Annotated in this window: 14 protein-coding genes; 1 reads left to right on the forward strand and 13 read right to left on the reverse strand. The window is 67.5% G+C overall.

Annotation, left to right across the window (positions count from 1 at the left end; genetic code table 11):
- Nucleotides 1-107: 107 nt before the first annotated feature.
- The gene (locus tag FGF80_RS11565; RefSeq protein WP_138654128.1) at nt 108-1289 is read left to right on the forward strand and encodes a hypothetical protein; all 1182 of its coding nucleotides are present in this window, start codon (nt 108-110) and stop codon (nt 1287-1289) included.
- A 152-nt stretch (nt 1290-1441) separates the two neighbouring features.
- Here the strand turns inward: FGF80_RS11565 and FGF80_RS11570 are convergent, their stop codons facing one another.
- From FGF80_RS11570 to FGF80_RS11630, 13 genes are all read right to left on the reverse strand, one after another.
- The gene (locus tag FGF80_RS11570) at nt 1442-1888 is read right to left on the reverse strand and encodes a hypothetical protein (RefSeq protein WP_138654130.1); all 447 of its coding nucleotides are present in this window, start codon (nt 1886-1888) and stop codon (nt 1442-1444) included.
- A gap of 96 nt (nt 1889-1984) precedes the next feature.
- Complete coding sequence (locus FGF80_RS11575) at nt 1985-2749, reverse strand: enoyl-CoA hydratase/isomerase family protein (RefSeq protein WP_138654132.1); 765 nt, start codon at nt 2747-2749, stop codon at nt 1985-1987.
- 193 nt (nt 2750-2942) lie between these two features.
- Nucleotides 2943-3611 (reverse strand): helix-turn-helix domain-containing protein, encoded by a 669-nt coding sequence (locus FGF80_RS11580; protein WP_006186627.1) that lies wholly within the window; start codon nt 3609-3611, stop codon nt 2943-2945.
- Nucleotides 3612-3743: 132 nt separating this feature from the next.
- Nucleotides 3744-4616 carry an ABC transporter permease gene (locus FGF80_RS11585; protein ID WP_138654134.1) on the reverse strand — a complete coding sequence of 291 codons (873 nt, stop codon included), beginning with the start codon at nt 4614-4616 and terminating at the stop codon, nt 3744-3746.
- A complete protein-coding gene (locus FGF80_RS11590; protein ID WP_138654136.1) occupies nt 4613-5566 on the reverse strand; it encodes an extracellular solute-binding protein in 954 nt (317 codons plus the stop codon). Before FGF80_RS11590 ends, FGF80_RS11585 begins: the two co-directional genes overlap by 4 nt.
- A gap of 142 nt (nt 5567-5708) precedes the next feature.
- On the reverse strand, nt 5709-6257 hold the full coding sequence (locus tag FGF80_RS11595) for a molybdopterin-guanine dinucleotide biosynthesis protein B (RefSeq protein ID WP_138654138.1): 549 nt from the start codon (nt 6255-6257) through the stop codon (nt 5709-5711).
- A 104-nt stretch (nt 6258-6361) separates the two neighbouring features.
- On the reverse strand, nt 6362-7639 hold the full coding sequence (locus FGF80_RS11600; RefSeq protein WP_138654140.1) for a P-loop NTPase: 1278 nt from the start codon (nt 7637-7639) through the stop codon (nt 6362-6364).
- Between the two features lies 1 nt (nt 7640).
- The gene (locus FGF80_RS11605) at nt 7641-8306 is read right to left on the reverse strand and encodes a hypothetical protein (protein WP_138654142.1); all 666 of its coding nucleotides are present in this window, start codon (nt 8304-8306) and stop codon (nt 7641-7643) included.
- On the reverse strand, nt 8303-9199 hold the full coding sequence (locus tag FGF80_RS11610) for a HEAT repeat domain-containing protein (protein WP_138654144.1): 897 nt from the start codon (nt 9197-9199) through the stop codon (nt 8303-8305). The genes FGF80_RS11605 and FGF80_RS11610 overlap by 4 nt, the downstream gene beginning before the upstream one ends.
- On the reverse strand, nt 9196-10233 hold the full coding sequence (locus FGF80_RS11615; RefSeq protein ID WP_006186620.1) for an ethylbenzene dehydrogenase-related protein: 1038 nt from the start codon (nt 10231-10233) through the stop codon (nt 9196-9198). Before FGF80_RS11615 ends, FGF80_RS11610 begins: the two co-directional genes overlap by 4 nt.
- Nucleotides 10230-10931, reverse strand: a complete 702-nt coding sequence (locus FGF80_RS11620) for a TorD/DmsD family molecular chaperone (RefSeq protein ID WP_006186619.1) — start codon at nt 10929-10931, stop codon at nt 10230-10232. Before FGF80_RS11620 ends, FGF80_RS11615 begins: the two co-directional genes overlap by 4 nt.
- Before the next feature lie 7 nt (nt 10932-10938).
- On the reverse strand, nt 10939-12120 hold the full coding sequence (locus FGF80_RS11625; protein ID WP_138654146.1) for a 4Fe-4S dicluster domain-containing protein: 1182 nt from the start codon (nt 12118-12120) through the stop codon (nt 10939-10941).
- A complete protein-coding gene (locus FGF80_RS11630) occupies nt 12120-15281 on the reverse strand; it encodes a molybdopterin-containing oxidoreductase family protein (protein ID WP_138654148.1) in 3162 nt (1053 codons plus the stop codon). The genes FGF80_RS11625 and FGF80_RS11630 overlap by 1 nt, the downstream gene beginning before the upstream one ends.
- Between the last annotated feature and the right edge of the window lie 162 nt (nt 15282-15443).

Genomic DNA, 15443 nt, shown 5'->3' on the forward strand with positions numbered 1-15443 from the left:
GAGTGATTGGGCCGGCCGAGCGACTGCAACCGACGACGCCCTTTATTTGCGTCTCGGTCGCCTGCAGTCGTGACCGAGGATCGGCGCTCATCGTGGATCCTCAGGTGATGACTATGAGAGAGCAACAAAGCCAGCAGTCGACGGACACGAACGCCGAACGGATGGCGGAGTCGACGATGAACCAGAGCCAGCAGGCCATGGAACAGCTCTTGGACCTCCAGCGAAACGCGGCTCGGATGACGCTGAGCGCGCTCGAGTGGCAGGAGACCGCCCAGCAACAGGGTCTCGAGATGACGAAATCGATGCTCGAGAGCGTGCCGGGGCCGCAGTTTACCGAGTCGATGATGCAGAGCTATCTGCAGGGTATGGAGGCCGTCATGCCGGAGATGGAGCAGGTGATGGAACAGGGGATGCAGGCCGCCGCTCAGCCACAGATGGAACAGATGGAGCAGATGGGGACTCGGATGCAGGGGATGGGGTCGCCGAGCGGGATGGCAGGGCAGGAGGGTCGCCAACAGGGACCGCAATCACAGCCGCAGACTCGAATGCAGCCACAGCCACAAGGCGGGCAACGGTACCCACAGCCGCAAACGGAACAGGGGCCGAGCGGCCGTCCGCAGCCTCAACAGTCACAGCAGTTCCCACAGACGGGTGAGTGGGTTACGCCACAGGAATACGGCGGCGAGTCGACCGGCACCGCCGCCCCGCAGCAACAGCCGCAGCAACAGCCGATGGCGGCTGCACCCACACGCTCGAGCGATGTCGGGACCGGACAGTTCGGCGGCCAGTCACAGGGTGGCGAACCCGACCGGCCACAGCGGGGAGCCGAAGAGGGGCGGGGCACCGGACAGGGCCAGTTCGAGGGGGAACGACAGCCCCAGCCACAGGAGTCACAGCCGCGACCGGGGGCACAACAGGGCTCCGGACAGCCCGGGGGGCAGCCCCGCAGCGGTGCCCGGACACAGCGCGGGGGCGAGCACGAGCGCCAACAGTCGCCCCCGGGACGGACCGACCAGGGCCGTTTACGGGACCAGTATTCACAGCGAATCGATACTGACCGGCCCGAGAGAGGGGAACGAGGCCGCCAACGGCGCAGCGGCCGATCGGCCGCGCGCGAGCGACCCGGCCAGGAGCCGGAAGCCGATACCGGCCGCGACCGGGACCGCGATGAAACGACCCGATCCCGCGAGCGGCGGGCGAGAGAGGAGACCGACGTGACGTCGGAGCAACCCCGGCGGCGGACCGAAGAGAACAGCGGGAACGAAACGCGAGGCTCGAATCAGCAGTGAGTCACGGGGTCGACGCTTCCCGGTACCCAGTCGCCGCTCGAGGAGCGTGACACCGACGTGTACGGCGAGGTCACTCGGATCGATGGTGTCGAACCGAAAACGGAAACGGAGCAGGGTCGCGATCGCCGGCTCGAGGGGGCGGAAGGAACGAGTTACCGGGTGTCGTGGCCGCTCGCGCCGTCGTCATCGTCGTCGCCGATGAGCTGATCGTCGTCATCGTCGCGGATCACGCCCTCGTCGTCCCGGCCGCTGATATCGGCTTCGTCCCGATCGATGCCGCGGTCCTCGGTGCCGGTGTCAGCCCCGGTCCCGCGCCCCATCTCACCGCCACCGGTGGCTCCCGTATTGCGGCCGGAGGGGTCGGTCTCGAGATGGATTTCGTCGTCGGTCACGCGACTGACTGCCTCCGTCTGGAGCGGATAGGTACGCTCGCCGCTATCGCTCCAGCCGAGTGTCGCCTTGATCGAGTCCGTGATTCCGGGGTCCGGTTCGACGTGGGCCGTCCCGTGTTCGATGTCGACGACCATCCCGACTTCGTCACCGTTGGCGTTGACGACGCGTTTGCCGATGTCGTCGTCGTCGGTAAACTGTGCGGACATTGCACGTCGGTTGACGGTCGATTCGCGCAAGGTCGTGGTGCTTGCGGGTGCTTGCGGCCGGCTACGTGTGTGAGTGACCGAGACCGACGCGCGGCGTTACTCGAACGCCGGGTCGCGCCCCGCCAGGAAGGCGGCGACGCCCTCCTCGTGGGCGTCGGACGTCCGGGCCTGGGCCTGGAGCAGGTTCTCGTAATCCAGGGCTTCGTCCCAGGAGCGGCCCAGGTTCTCGTGCATGGCCTGTTTCATCATCCCGATCGTGGCCGTGGGACCGTCGGCGAGTCGCTCGACGGTCTCGGCGACGCGGTCGTCGAGCTCCGCCGCAGGGATCGCCTCGTTGACCAGGTCGAGGTCGGCCGCGCGCTCGGCGTCGAAGAACTCGCCGGTGAACGCGAGTCGTTTCGCGGCTCGCAGCCCGACGATGTGGGGGAGCATGACAGTCCCGCCGGTGTCGGGCACTAGACCGACTCTGACGAACGCGCAGGAAAACGTCGCGTCGGCGGCGGCGTAGGCGATGTCGGCGAGTGCGACGACCGAGAGCCCCGCACCGATGGCGTCGCCGTTTACCTTCGCGACGATCGGCACCCGACACTCGAGCATCGCCTCGACGACGCGGCCGAAGGTCTCGGTGACATTTTCGTAGGCGTCCTGTGAGCTATCGGGGGTCTCCGACAGCATCTCGAGGTCGCCGCCGGCGCTGAATGCCTCGCCCGCGCCCGTGAGGACGATCGCGTCGTGCGCCTCGGGGGTCGCGTCCGCGATCGCATCGGCCAGTTCGGCGGCCGTCTCCCCGGTGAGCGCGTTGAGCGCGTCCGGTCGATCGAACGTGAGTCGCAACACGCCATCGTCGTCAGTGATTCGCATGCCACACACATCGGCCCCCCGGATAGTAACTGTGGGCGGTTCGCTGGCGGGCCGCCGTGCAGCATCGCTCGCGGGGCGTAGTAGGCGTGGCGCTCGAGCGGCGACCCACGAACGGCGAGACCGTTCGGGCTCGCTCGAGCGGGACACAAGCATCGAGTCGGCCGTCCGGCGGGACGAGGGGGGCGGAGCGGAGTCAGTTCGAGGGGATCGGCGGGGCGGCGGTGTCCTCTTCGGTCACGTTGAGTTCGGCGGTAACCAGCGCGCGGTAGGCGCGGCGCAGCCGTTCGGAAAGCGCCTGATGGGAGATATCCAGTTCCTCGGAGAGTTCCTGCATCGAGACTTCGCGAGGGATCTCGAAGTAGCCGTGGTCGATCGCTGCGACCAGCGTCTCGTACTGGCGGGCCGTCAGGCCACACTGGGAGTGACTCTCCTCGGCGAGATCGAACAGGCGGACGATCGTCGGCGTGACGTCGTTATCGTCGAGCCGATCGTACAGCGAACTGACGCTCTCGCGGTCGACCACGCGGACGCTGAGCAGCCACGTGCCGTTCGACGCTGAGGCGCTCAGCACCGTGCCGTTCTCCTCGAGCGTGAGCTCGAACGGGTCGACGGTGTCGGGTTTGAACTCGATGTCGTAGAGCCAACGGTCCTCGTCGCTGCTGATCAGGGAGTAGGTGCCGATCGCCGAGGCCTCGTCGAGGGCCGATTCGATCTCCGCCTGGGAGGGGCCCGACAGCCAGAGTCCGTGGCCGCTCGAGGCGATCACCCGTTCCATTTCGCACGTGAGCGAAGGGACGGCCTCGAACAGTTCGCCGGTACCGGTTCCGTCGGCCGGAATCTCGATGTCTGCGATGGATGTCATGAGTCTCACCCGTTGATTGAACCACCATGTCCATAATCCCACTTCCAAACCACTTAGAGACGGTTAGAGCGAATTACACGCGTTCTGATCGGTTCGAACGCGAGCGTGCGACAGCGTCGCGAACGCGGCAGTTCAGCGGCGACGGGGGGTCCCGACCAGCAACTGGACGGCGACGACGACGATCACGGCGACGGCGAGCAGGGCGAGCGCGATCGGCACGATCGCGTCGATCCCGCGGGTGATAAACGAGACGCGAATCTGGGTCGGCATGGTACGTGGAGTGTACGCGACCATCATCGTCGCGCCGAACTCGCCGAGCGCCCGGACGAACGTCAGCACGATCCCGGCGGCGATGGCGTTGCGCGCCAGCGGGAGCGAGACCAGCCACACCGTCCGAAGGCGGCCGTATCCCATCGTCCGCGCGGCCTCCTCGAGTCGGGGATCGACGCCGTCGAAGCCCGCGCGGGCGGTGACGACGAGAAACGGGGCGGCGACGAACGTTTGGGCGAGGACGACGCCGGCGCGGCTACCGGTCAACGGCAGTCCGACGGCTGCGGCGGCTGCACCGATCGGCGTGTATCGACCGACGACGGTCAGGAGCATCACGCCGCCGACGATCGGGGGGACGACCAGCGGGAGCAAAACGAGCGCTTCGACCAGCCGCTTGCCGCGAAAGGACGCCCGTGAGAGGACGTACGCCAGCGGTACGCCGAGGACGGTCGCGATGGCCGTCGAGATCGGTGCCGTCAGCAGCGAGGTCCCGATCGCGTCCCGAACCGCCGGGTCCGCGAGCCCGGCACCGACAGCGACGTCTCGCATGCGGAGCAGAAAGACCGCGAACGGGACGACGAAGTAAGCGAGCAACAGCGCACCGAGCAACGCCGGGACGGCGAGCCCGCTTGGCAGCCACTCGCGGCCCGCGCGATATCGGGGGTCCGCATCGGCTCCTGCCGCGTCCCCGTTTCGATCCGGTGTATCGGTCCGGGTACGGTCCGTGTGACTCATGGCTCGATCGCCTCCGGGGGAGCCCCGTGAAACCGGGGCAACGAATCGTCGACGCGCAGACCGTGCTCGGTCAGTAGCGTACCGTTCTCGAGCAGAAAGGAGACGAACTCGCGGCCCGCAGCCGGAGCGTCGGCGTCGGAGCACACCGTCGCGTTGTAGACGACCGGCGTCCCCTCGACCGTGTGGCCGCCGTCGGTGGTGTAACTCGCCCGCGCGTATCGGTCAGCGAACGCGGCATCGCCGAAGTTGTAGGCATCGTCCAGCCGCCGGACGGCGACATCGCGCTCGGCCGCCATGTTGCTGTAGGCGACCGCACACGCCCGATCGCCGTTCTCGAGGCCGGCGAGCAGTTGGGGTTCGTCGGCGACACGGGCGACTTTGTCGGCCATCGCGTCGCGAAAGCCCTCGAGTTCGTGTGCGCGTTCGGCGAGTTCGAACAGGAGGAGCGCCCGGTAGCCCAGCGGGTCGAGGTCCGGGTCGCTGATCGCGATCGCGCCCTCGTCGGCGGTCGCGAAGACCTCGTACCACGGCTCGCCGGCCGCGAGCCGCGAACCGAGGGCGGTCTCGGGCGCGTAGGCGATCACGACTTCGTTGGCCGCGAACTCGGCGTCCCAGTCGGCGTGGTCGGGATAGAGGCGCTCCCGCAGGAGTTCGACGTCGGCACCGATCACCACGTCCGGATGCTTCGTCCCGTCTTCGACCAGCCGCAGCACGGCGTTGGTCCCGTAGTACTCGCCCTCGTACCGCAGACCGGACGCGGACTCGAACGCCGGGCCGATGCCGTTCTCGAAGGCGGCGGCCAGACTGCCGGCGGCGAGCACCCGAACGCCGTCAGTGCTGCCGAGACAGCCCGCGACCCCGACCAGCCCCGCCGCGAGTCCGCCCGTCGCGGCGAGGACGCGCCGGCGGCTCCGCGGGCCGGACTCGATGCGGCCGTCGCGACTGTGCATACGTCCCGTTGGAGGAAGCGCACAAATACAACTGGTTTCGGTTCCTATATCGTGAGAATACAACCGGGAGTAGTTACTCCCGACGGACATTGCCGTCTCCGTCCGTCGCTCCGCCAGCGTCACCTCCGGCCGGTCGGTCGGTTCAGTCGTCCGGATCGTCGCCCGGCCGGTCATCGGTCACTCCCTCGAGTCCGTCGAGCGAGCGGATCGTTTCGACGAGGTCCTCGATCGGGTCTTCGCCGCGCCCGACGATCGGGCCGCCGACGGCGGCCGGCTCTCGACTCCCGACGAGGATCGTCGGCAGCGGCGACTCGGCGAACCCTTCGACCAGGACGGTGTCGTACCCGCGTCGGGCGAGGCGCTCGAGCGTACTCGCGAGCGCCCGTCCTTCCGGATCGTCGGACTCGAGGAGCCCGTCACCGGCGGGTTCGGGCGGGTCCCGCTTGCCCCGCGTCGTGATATCGAAGGTCAACGCCGGCGTGATACCGACGACGGTTTCGGCACCCGCGGTCCGGTGGCGGTGGGTGTCGCTGCCCGGTGTATCGATCTCGATGTCGTGGTGGATCGACTTGACGGTCGCGACGCGGCCATCGGTTGCCAGCCGCTCCACCAGTTCCTCGACGAGCGACGTTTTGCCGGCGTCGCTCGGTCCCGCCAGACAGACGGCACGCAGCCTCGCGTCCTGACTCATACGTGTCCATCGTCGGTTCGTGGGGAAGACCCGTTCGGATGGCGCGTCGCGGCGTGCCGACTGTGGCATCCCGCGTCGCCGCTCCCGGTCGACTCACGGCCCGGCTACCGTGTGACGGCCAACACCCACTCGTCGGGGGCCCGTCTGTGGACCTCGTACTCTTCGAAGGCGGCACCGGGCGGTCCTTCGCGACCGACCGCCTCGACGAGCTCCGCGGCGAGCGGCGAGGGGTCGTGGTCGTTGAGCAGGTAGAACGTCTCGCCGGGCTCGGTCGCGCGGAACTCCTCGGTGGCCTGCTCGTGGCGGATCGGTTTCGGCAGCCCGCGCAGATCGAGCGCGTGGTCGGGCACCGAGAGGTCGCCGACCGCCGCGAGTCGCTCGCGAACGGCGTCGGCCAACTCGAGCGCTGCCGGCGGGACGTCGTCGCCGAAGTCTCGGACCCGTTCGTCGAACGGAAGGTCACACAGCACCGGCTGGTCGAGTGCGGCCTCGACGTCGGTGTCCGGGAAGAGATCGTGTTCGCGGCCGCACTCGCAGGTGAATCCGCGCATGTTGACGACCGTTCCCAGTAGCGGGACGCCGTTTTCCTCGAACAGCGTGGCGCTGCGGGACGTGTCCCCGACGCTCGTAGGATGCGGCGTACTGACCAGTACCGCCCCGTCGATCGGGAGCGACTGCAGCGCCGTCAGGACGATGTCGCCGGTCCCCGGCGGCAGGTCGACGACTAGCGTGTCCAGATCGCCCCAGGCGGTGTCCTCGAACAGTTCGCTGACGGCTTCGTGGGCCATCGCACCCCGCCAGGCCAGCGGCTCGTCGTTCGCGATCAGGCCGACGCTCATCGCGGTGAGGTCGCCGGCAGCGATCGGCTCGGCGTCGCCCGCTTCGGTGGCCGACACCGGCCCCTCGAGATCCAGCAGTTCCGGCACGTTCGGTCCGTAGAGGTCGGCGTCGAAGATGCCGACATCGTGGTCGGGATCGGCGGCCAGCGCGCGGGCGAGTTGGGTCGAAACCGTCGTCTTGCCGACGCCGCCTTTGGCGCTGGCGACGGCGATCACGGTATCGACACCAGTCGGCCCGTCGATCGCGTCGGCCGCACCCGCGTCGGGCGTCTCGCCCTCGATCGTCGCCCGCTCGACGCCGGGCGTCGAAAGCGCCCGTCGGCGGAGCGCCTCGGTGACGTCCTCCGCCGTCGGGTCGTCGAGCCCGGTGAGATCCGCGCCGATCCGCACGACCCGCTCGTCGACCGAGACGTCGGTCACCAGCCCGGACTCGAGCACGTCGCTTCCCAGATCGGGGTCCGCGACGGCGCGCAGGCCGTCCCGAACGCGCTCCGCGAGGTCGTCAGTCGGTACGTCGTCCGGAACGATGTCGTGTTTTGCCATGTTACCAGGCCTCGAACGATTCGGCGTCGTCGTCGGGTTCGCGCTCGGTCATCAGGGTCCCGCCGTAGGGCCGGAACTCGAGGTCGTACGCGTTGGCGACGGCGTCTAACGCGTCCTCTCGCGCGGCGATCGTCGCGGTATCGAACTCGAAGGCCTCGACGGCGGCGACCAGTTCGTCGTCGCTGACTCGGCCCTCGGCGTAGCCCGCCGCGATCCCGTCGCGGAGGATATCCGCGTTGCGACGCAGCCGCTTTGCCTCCTCGAACCGCTCGCGCAGGTCGTCGTCGAGCCCGCCCCGATCGAGGGGAATCTCCTCAAGCAGCGCGGTCGCTTGCTCGTCGAACCCGTCGGCGATCGTCAGCAGTTCGACGACCTGCTTCCGCGCCGAGAGTGACCGCCAGGCGTCGCGGGCGTCGTCGTCGACGACGGCGTCGATGGCTTCGGTCCACTCCGTCGAGCGCTCGACGTCCTCGAACGCCTGCGCGACGAACGCGCCCACGTGGTCGTCGGGGATCGTCACGCCCAGCGACTCCTCCGGGCTCGAGCCTGCAGCGCTGTGTTCGGTCGTACAGTCCGCAGCCGACTCGTCGTGGTCGTGATCCGCGTGCGATTCGTCCCGCGCCTGCGATCCGTCGGCCGTCGGTGTGCTGTCGAGTTCGTAGGTCATCGTCGATCACGCTGTCCCTGTGTGAGTCCGTCGATCGAGCCGGCCGGCCCCCGATTCGGCCCGGGGCCCTGCCGTTGCCGTTCCCTTTCCCGTTGCGATCCCGGTCCGCCCCCGGGCGCAGCGTCGCCGTCCAGTCCGGCGTCGATCTGCTCGGGATCGACACCGCGAGCCGTCGCGAGCGCCCGCTTTGCCGACCGTCGAACGTCGTCGCTGCGGTCGTTCAAGCCGTGGCGCTCGAGGACCGCCTCGGCGCGGTCGGTGCCGAGATCGCCGAGGCTGGTCGCGGCCTTCGCCCGAACGAACGCCTCCGGATCGCGAGCCAGGACGGCCGCGAGGATTCGGACCGCCGCTTCGATCTCGTCAGCGTACTCGCGGAGGTAGTCGGCCGCGTACTCCCGGACGCCGGAGTGTGGGTCGTTCTTGATCCGTTCGATCAACAGTTCCTGTGAGGCCGCCCCGGTCTTCGAGAGGGCGATGACGGCGTTGCGCCGCACCCAGCCGCTGTCGTCCTCGAGGGCCCCGCGAAGCGGCTCCTCATTCCCGGGTTCGGCCCGCGATTGCGCGACGACGGCCTCCGCGCGGACCCACTCGTGGTCGTCGGCCAGCGCCGTCCGGATCGCCTCGGCGGCCACGTCCGAGTCGGAGACGCTCGCGGCGAGTCCGAGCGCTTCGACGGTGAACTGTCTCACGTCCGCCGCCTCGTCCTCGAGCGTTCGCTCGGCGAGCCCCGCGATCGTCGCCGGTTCCAGCCCACCCTCGTCGGCCAGGTCGACCAGCCCGAGCGCCCCGCGCCGTCGGTCGCGTTCGCGATCGGACTCGAGTCGCGATCGGAGCGATGCCTCGTCGTCGTCGGGTGCCCGGCCGCGGGCACTTCGGTTCGCGTAGTCGGTCATTCTCGGAGCCTCCAGTAGCTGACGAGCCACGCCGCGATCGTCGCGATCGCGAGGAGGGCTGGCCAGTTCGTCGCGGCCCCGACCAGCCAGAGCGCCGAGTCGGTGACACCGGCCACGGCACCGCCGTCGGTACCGTCCGTTTCGTTGCCGCTACCGTCGTCGGAATCGGCCGCACTGAGCGTCCCGTCGTCGGTATCCAGGGTGAGGAACTGGTACGACAGCGACTTCTCACCGTTGACTTCGTCGGCATCGCCGTCCCAGATCGCGTACGTGAGATACATCTGTTCGCCGTCCGTGAACGCGGCGTCGTACTGGCCGCTGGCCTCGTGCTCGCGCTGGAACACGACCGCCCAGCCGTCGTCGGTCCGCTCGCCGTTCGCCGCGACGGGCTGGGTTTCCGCGTTGGTCAGCGAGCCGTAGCCGGTGGCATAGTAGTTCTGTGCGTATCGGTTGTAGCTCGACTTCGAGAGCGGGTTGCCGGCCGCCTGCCCCGGCTTCGTCTCGTTGTCCGGATGCGGGTACGAGTACATGTCGCCGCCCGGATCGGACTCCGAGTGCTGCCAGCTCGAGCGCCAGTACCAGATGTTGACCGGGTCGCCGCTGGCACCCATGGCGACCGGCGGCTGGCTCCCGCTACGGAGCATGATCGCCGCAGCGTCGCTGTAGGCCTTTGGCTCGTTGATCTCCGTGTCCGCGGTCGGGTCCTCCCATTCCATGCGGAAGGCGACGTGCGTGTCATTGGTCACCGCCTGAACCGTCACCTCGTCGACGCTCCCGCCACCGTACGGCAGCGCCATCTGTTGTGGGTCAAGCGACACCGTCTCGGTCGGCGCGTCGTCCCACGCCGCGGCGTCCGGCTCCGCGGGCACCTTGTCGACGGAGCGCAGCGGCTGCGGGCCGACCGTGAGGACGGCGACCACCGCGACCTGAAGCACCATCATCAGACACAGCACGATAACGGCCAGTTTCGTCGCGCCACGCGCCGCGTTGCGGTCGATCGAAACCGACCCGATCTCGATGGACTGTGAACTCACGGGGCTTCACCTCCGTTCGCGGCGTCCGCCGAGACGGTCGGATCGGGATGTTGCCCGTTGTCGTAGCTTACCAGCGCCTCGACGAGGTTCGCCGCGGCGACGTACGCGTCCTCGTCCGTCGCCCGGCGCAGGTCGTGGGCGAACGCCGGCACGAACTCGACGAGATGTTCCGCGAGCACCGTCGCCTCGGCCTGGCCGACGCGCTCGGCGGCGACCGACTCGCCGGAGTCGAGCGCGACGGCCCGCTGGCCGGCGAGCACCTGCGCCAACTCGAGTTCGGCGGCGACGTGATCCTGGCGCTCGGCGAAATCGTCGCTGGGCTCGAGGCCGAATTCCTCCATCAGCCCGACGACGGTCGCGATCCGGCGTTGCTCGCTGCTGATCTCGTCGCGGGTCGTGTAGTGGGCCTCGTAGGGGATCACGGGGTACGTGCCGTCGTCGCTCGGGAGGCCGAACAGGCGGTTGTATGCCGACTCGAGGTCCTCGACGGGGGTCTCGGCGAGCGCCTCGAGCAGTGCAGTCGCCTCCTCGGCGACGGTGAGTCGCTCGGCGGCGCGCTCGATTCCCTCGCGGGCCTCGGGGTCGAGCAGTTCGCGGACGGTCTCGTCGGTCGGGTAGGTGAACACCGCGGCGGCGGCACAGTACAGCGTGGCCCGCGCGGCGTGGTACTCGGACTCTGGTGTGGCGTTCGGTGTCATTGGTCTGTTAGGGCTGATTGGTCCACATCTCGCCCTCGCGGACCTCCATCTCTTCCTCGAAGGGCATGTCGACGACCTTGTTCCCCTTGCGGTCCCACCCCTTCACGCGGTGTTCTTTGACGGTGTAGGTCTCGATGAGGCGGGTGGTCGCGCCGAACAGTTGGAGGATACCGAGCGTGTGGTGGCTCGGGTTCCGGACGCGGTCCTGGACGATCTTGATCGATTCCTCGAACGTGTCGCCGGGCCAGTCGTTGCGCTTCTCGTCGGTGTTCGGCGTGAACATCTGGGTGAGGAACTCCGGTGGCACGTGGTAGGGGGGCATGTAGAACACCTGCGGCCGGGTGCCGAACTGCGGGTACAGCGGGAGCGCGATCTTCTCGTCGCTCTTCGCGAGGTAGTTGACCGGGCTCCGGCCGGCCGCCGCGGACGCGTTTCCGCCGGGATGGCCGGCGTCGGGGCCGCGATTGATGTTGCCGTGCAGACGCGTTTTCCCGATACAGGAGGATACACACCGCGGAACGTTGCCCTCCTCGATGCGCGGGAAGCAGCCGACCGGCTTCTCCGAGACGCCCGTTTCGGGGTTGTACATCGGCTTGTGGTACGGGCACGACTTCACGCACTTGCGGTAGCCCCGACACCGCTCCTGATCGAGCAGGACGATCCCGTCCTCCTCGCGCTTGTAAATCGCCTTCCGCGGGCACGCGGCCAGACAGGCGGGGTTCTTGCAGTGGTTGCAGAGCCGCGGCAGGTAGAACTGCCACATGTCGTGGTACTCGTCGTTCTCGAGGTCGCTCTCGACGACGTCCCCGGTGGGATACTCGCCGTGGACCTGATCGTCGCCCAGCGCGGGATACTCCCACTCTTCCTTCTGAGCGACGTAGCCTTTGACCCGTTCGCCCTCCTCGGCGGCCTCGAAGATCGTCTCGTCTTGTCCCAGGTCGTCGAGCAGCCGCATATCCCACCCCATCGGATAGCCGCCGTAGGGCTCGGTCTCGACGTTCATCCACCACATGTACTCCTCGCCCTCGCCGCTCGTCCAGGTGGACTTGCAGGCGAACGAACAGGTGTTACAGTTGATACACCGGTTGATGTTGATGATCATCCCCCAGTGCCAGTCGCGTTCCTCTTCCTGGTGCTCGTAGGGGTAGCTGTGCTCGCGTCCGAGTTGTGGGTTGTACGTTTCCGGCATCAGCTGTCACCTCCCTGCAACGAACCGCCGATGTAGTCCTGCACCAACTCGTCCTTCCGCGCGTCGCCCGGCCACCAGTCGGCCTCCTCGTACTTCTCGACTTCCACGAGGTCGTCCCGGTTCGTGCCGGTCGGTGCCCAGACGGTCTCTTCGTAGCCGTGCTCGAGTTCGGCCCCCTGCCAGACGATGTCGTCCTCGACGTGCTCGGAGATGTTCGGATCGCCGAAGACGGACTTGTGGACGAGGTCGTCGGTCTCCTGGGCCGGATCGAGCCAGATGTTCGTCGTCACGTTGTACCCCTTGACGCCGTCCCCTTGCTCCTCGTCGTCGGGGAACTGCTGGGGCCACCAGCCGTGCCAGAGGGTCAGTTGACCCATGTCGCCGGCCGAGCGCGGCCGCTGGCGTTCACTGACCATCACACGGACGACGAGGTCCCCACGCTTGCCGGTGATCCGGACGTAATCGCCGTTTTCGACGTCGATGTTCGCGGCGTCTTCGGGATGCATCTCGACGAACGCCTCGCCGAGCGGCGGCATCTCCTCCGTCTCGCCCTCGCCCTGCGGGAACGAGAAATCGTCGACCAGCCGCTCGGTCCCCTCGGGATCGGCGTTGGTCGAACCGAAATCCCGCGACGACCAGATCAGGTTCCAGTCGGTCATCCCCCACGATGAGTGGGTCCGATACTTGGGGTGAGGCGTGTTGTAGTAGAACTGGTACTCCTCGTCGTGATACAGCGGGTTCTCCTCGTCTTTCGCCTCGTCCCACTTCTTGTTCACACCGTAGGGCGTCCCCTCGGGGCTCTCGATGTGGTCCAGATCGTCTCGACCGAGCTCGAGGAACCGATCCTCCTCCTTGTGGAACTCCATGCGGCCGGTCTTGGTGTAGAACGGCCGGTCCTCGTTGATCTGGGAGTAGAAGGGGATCCGCGGGTACGTCTTCAGCTGGAGCCGCTCGGGGCCGTCCTCGATGTCCTCGACGTCGATGTCGCGGGTCGTCATCCCCGCGTCCAGCGTCTCCTGGATGTAGTCGCGGACGTCCTTGTCGTCGTCGAGGAACTTGTCGAAGTACGCTCGGTAGGAGTCGACGTTGCGCTCCTCGGGCGGAATCTTCTCGTCTAACTTTTCGGCGACGAGCGCGATGGCCTCGCCGTCCTGCTTCGTATCGTAGAGCGAATCCATGACCCCGTGGTCCATGTGGATGAACGGGTTCTCCGGCCCGACCGTGATGTCGGGGTACTCACACTCGAGCCAGGAGGGGACCGGGAGCACGATGTCCGCGTGGCGCGCGGAGTAGGTCATGTGCATGTCCGAGACGATCGAGAGTTCGTTGCTCGTGTCGGGGTGTTTGACGAAGTTCTCGATGACGTGCTCCTGATGTTTGGTCTGATTCAGGAGATTGCAGTTCATCGTCCACAGGATCGTCGGCTTCGACATCGTGTACGACTCGGCGTTCGTCGGCATCACCGGCTCCTCGGCGTCGCCCTGTGGCACGAGGTCGAGTTCGCGGTCGAAGTCGCCGCGAATCTCGTGGGCGTCCAGCTGCTCGCCGCCGAAGAACGCGAACGCGTAGCCGGGATACATCCCGTGGGCCGCGTTGCCGTCGGGGTTGACGTAGGAGGGGTAGCCGTCCAGCAGTTCGATCTTGTACTGGCCGGAGTAGTTGTAGTAGCCGGCCCCCCGCTCGCCGATGTTGCCCAGCATCGACTGGACGAAGAAGATCGTCCGCTGGAGCGAGTCGTTCGAGTGGAACCAGTGGTTGATCCCCTCGCCGGTGAACCACTGGGCCTTCTCTGCGTCGGCGAACTCCCGGGCGGTTTTCCGAAGCGCGTCGGCCGGAATCGTCGTGATGTCTTCGACCGTCTCCGGATCGTAGTTCGCCATGATGTTCGACCGCTGCCGGACGAAATCGGTGTGGACGCCGACCGACTCGCCGTTTGCCAGCTCGAGTTCGGTGTCGACCTCGAGCCGGGGTGTCACGGGCGTCTCGTCGCCGACTTCTTCGCGAGTGACGGGGACGGGGTTGCCGTTCTCGTCGAGGGCGACGAAGTCGCCCCAGTCGTTCTCCTCGTGGCGCTGCTCGCTGTCTTCGGCGGGCGGCTCGTGATCCGCGAAGACCTCGTGGGCGCGGAGGTACTTCCCGTCGTCCTGCCGGATCAACAGCGGTAGGGTCGTGAACTTCCGCATGAACTCCTCGTCGTACAGGTCCTCGTCGATGATGACGTGAGCCACGCCCAGGGCGAACGCGGGGTCGCTGCCCGGGCGGACGGGGAGCCAGCGGTCGCACTTCTGGACGGTCGGCGAGTAGTCGGGGTAGACGCCGACCATCTTGCCGCCGCGCTCGCGGGTCTCCTGGAGGAAGTGGTTGTCCGCGAGCTTGTTGTGGATCAGGTTCTTCCCCTGAATGATGGTGTAATCGGCGGCTCGCCACGCCGATGCGTCGGCATCGCTGGTCTGATAGCCCGTCGTGACGACGTGGCCCGGCGGCAGGTCGGCGTACCAGTCGTATTCCGTCCACTCGCAACCGCCGAAGACCGACGCGAGCCGCCGGCCGGCCCCGTGGCGGGTGATCAGCCCGTCGGCCTTGATCGCGTTGAAGATGTGGAACCGTTTCTCGTCTTCCAGACTCGCCATCTTCTCGGCGATCAGATCGATCGCCTCGTCCCAGGAGACGCGCTCGAACTCGTCCTCGCCGCGGCCCTCGGGGTTGGGGTCGTCGGGGCTCCACCCCTTGCGAACCATGGGATACTTGATCCGACTGGGCTCGAACGTCCGGCGGTGAAGCGTCAGCCCCTTCATGCAACCGCGCGGGTTCCAGTGGCGGCTGACGCCCGCTTCCTCGTAGCCGCCGGGGCTCCCCGGGCCGGGGCTCCCCTCCTCTTCGTGGTAGATCTGCTCGGCCCTGATCGGCACGCCGTTTTTCATGTAGAAGTTCAGCGCACACGACTGCGTACAGTTGGGGTGACAGACCGTCCAGTCGACCCTGTCGTACGAGTAGATGTCGTGGTAAACCTCTTCCCAGTCCCGGTTCGGATAGGACTTGAGGGGATTGTCGACCTGCGTGATGGTGTCGACGGATTGCGTCGCTCCCCACGCGGACCCGAGCAGGGCACCGACTGTCCCCGTCCCGGCGGCCGCCAGGAAATCGCGTCGCGAGAGACTCATCGCCGACCACCTCGTGTGGCGGAGCGTTTCAGTAGCATACACGGTGACCTTGTCCCTCTCATCTTTAACCGGTCCCCGGCTGTTCCCACGCTCTGAGGACGCTACCGCCGAAATCCGGCTAATGGCGGGTTTTCAAATGGGGGCCGAAACACGCCGATCGCC

This window comes from Natrinema pallidum, from assembly GCF_005890195.1.
GTDB classification, from domain to species: domain Archaea; phylum Halobacteriota; class Halobacteria; order Halobacteriales; family Natrialbaceae; genus Natrinema; species Natrinema pallidum.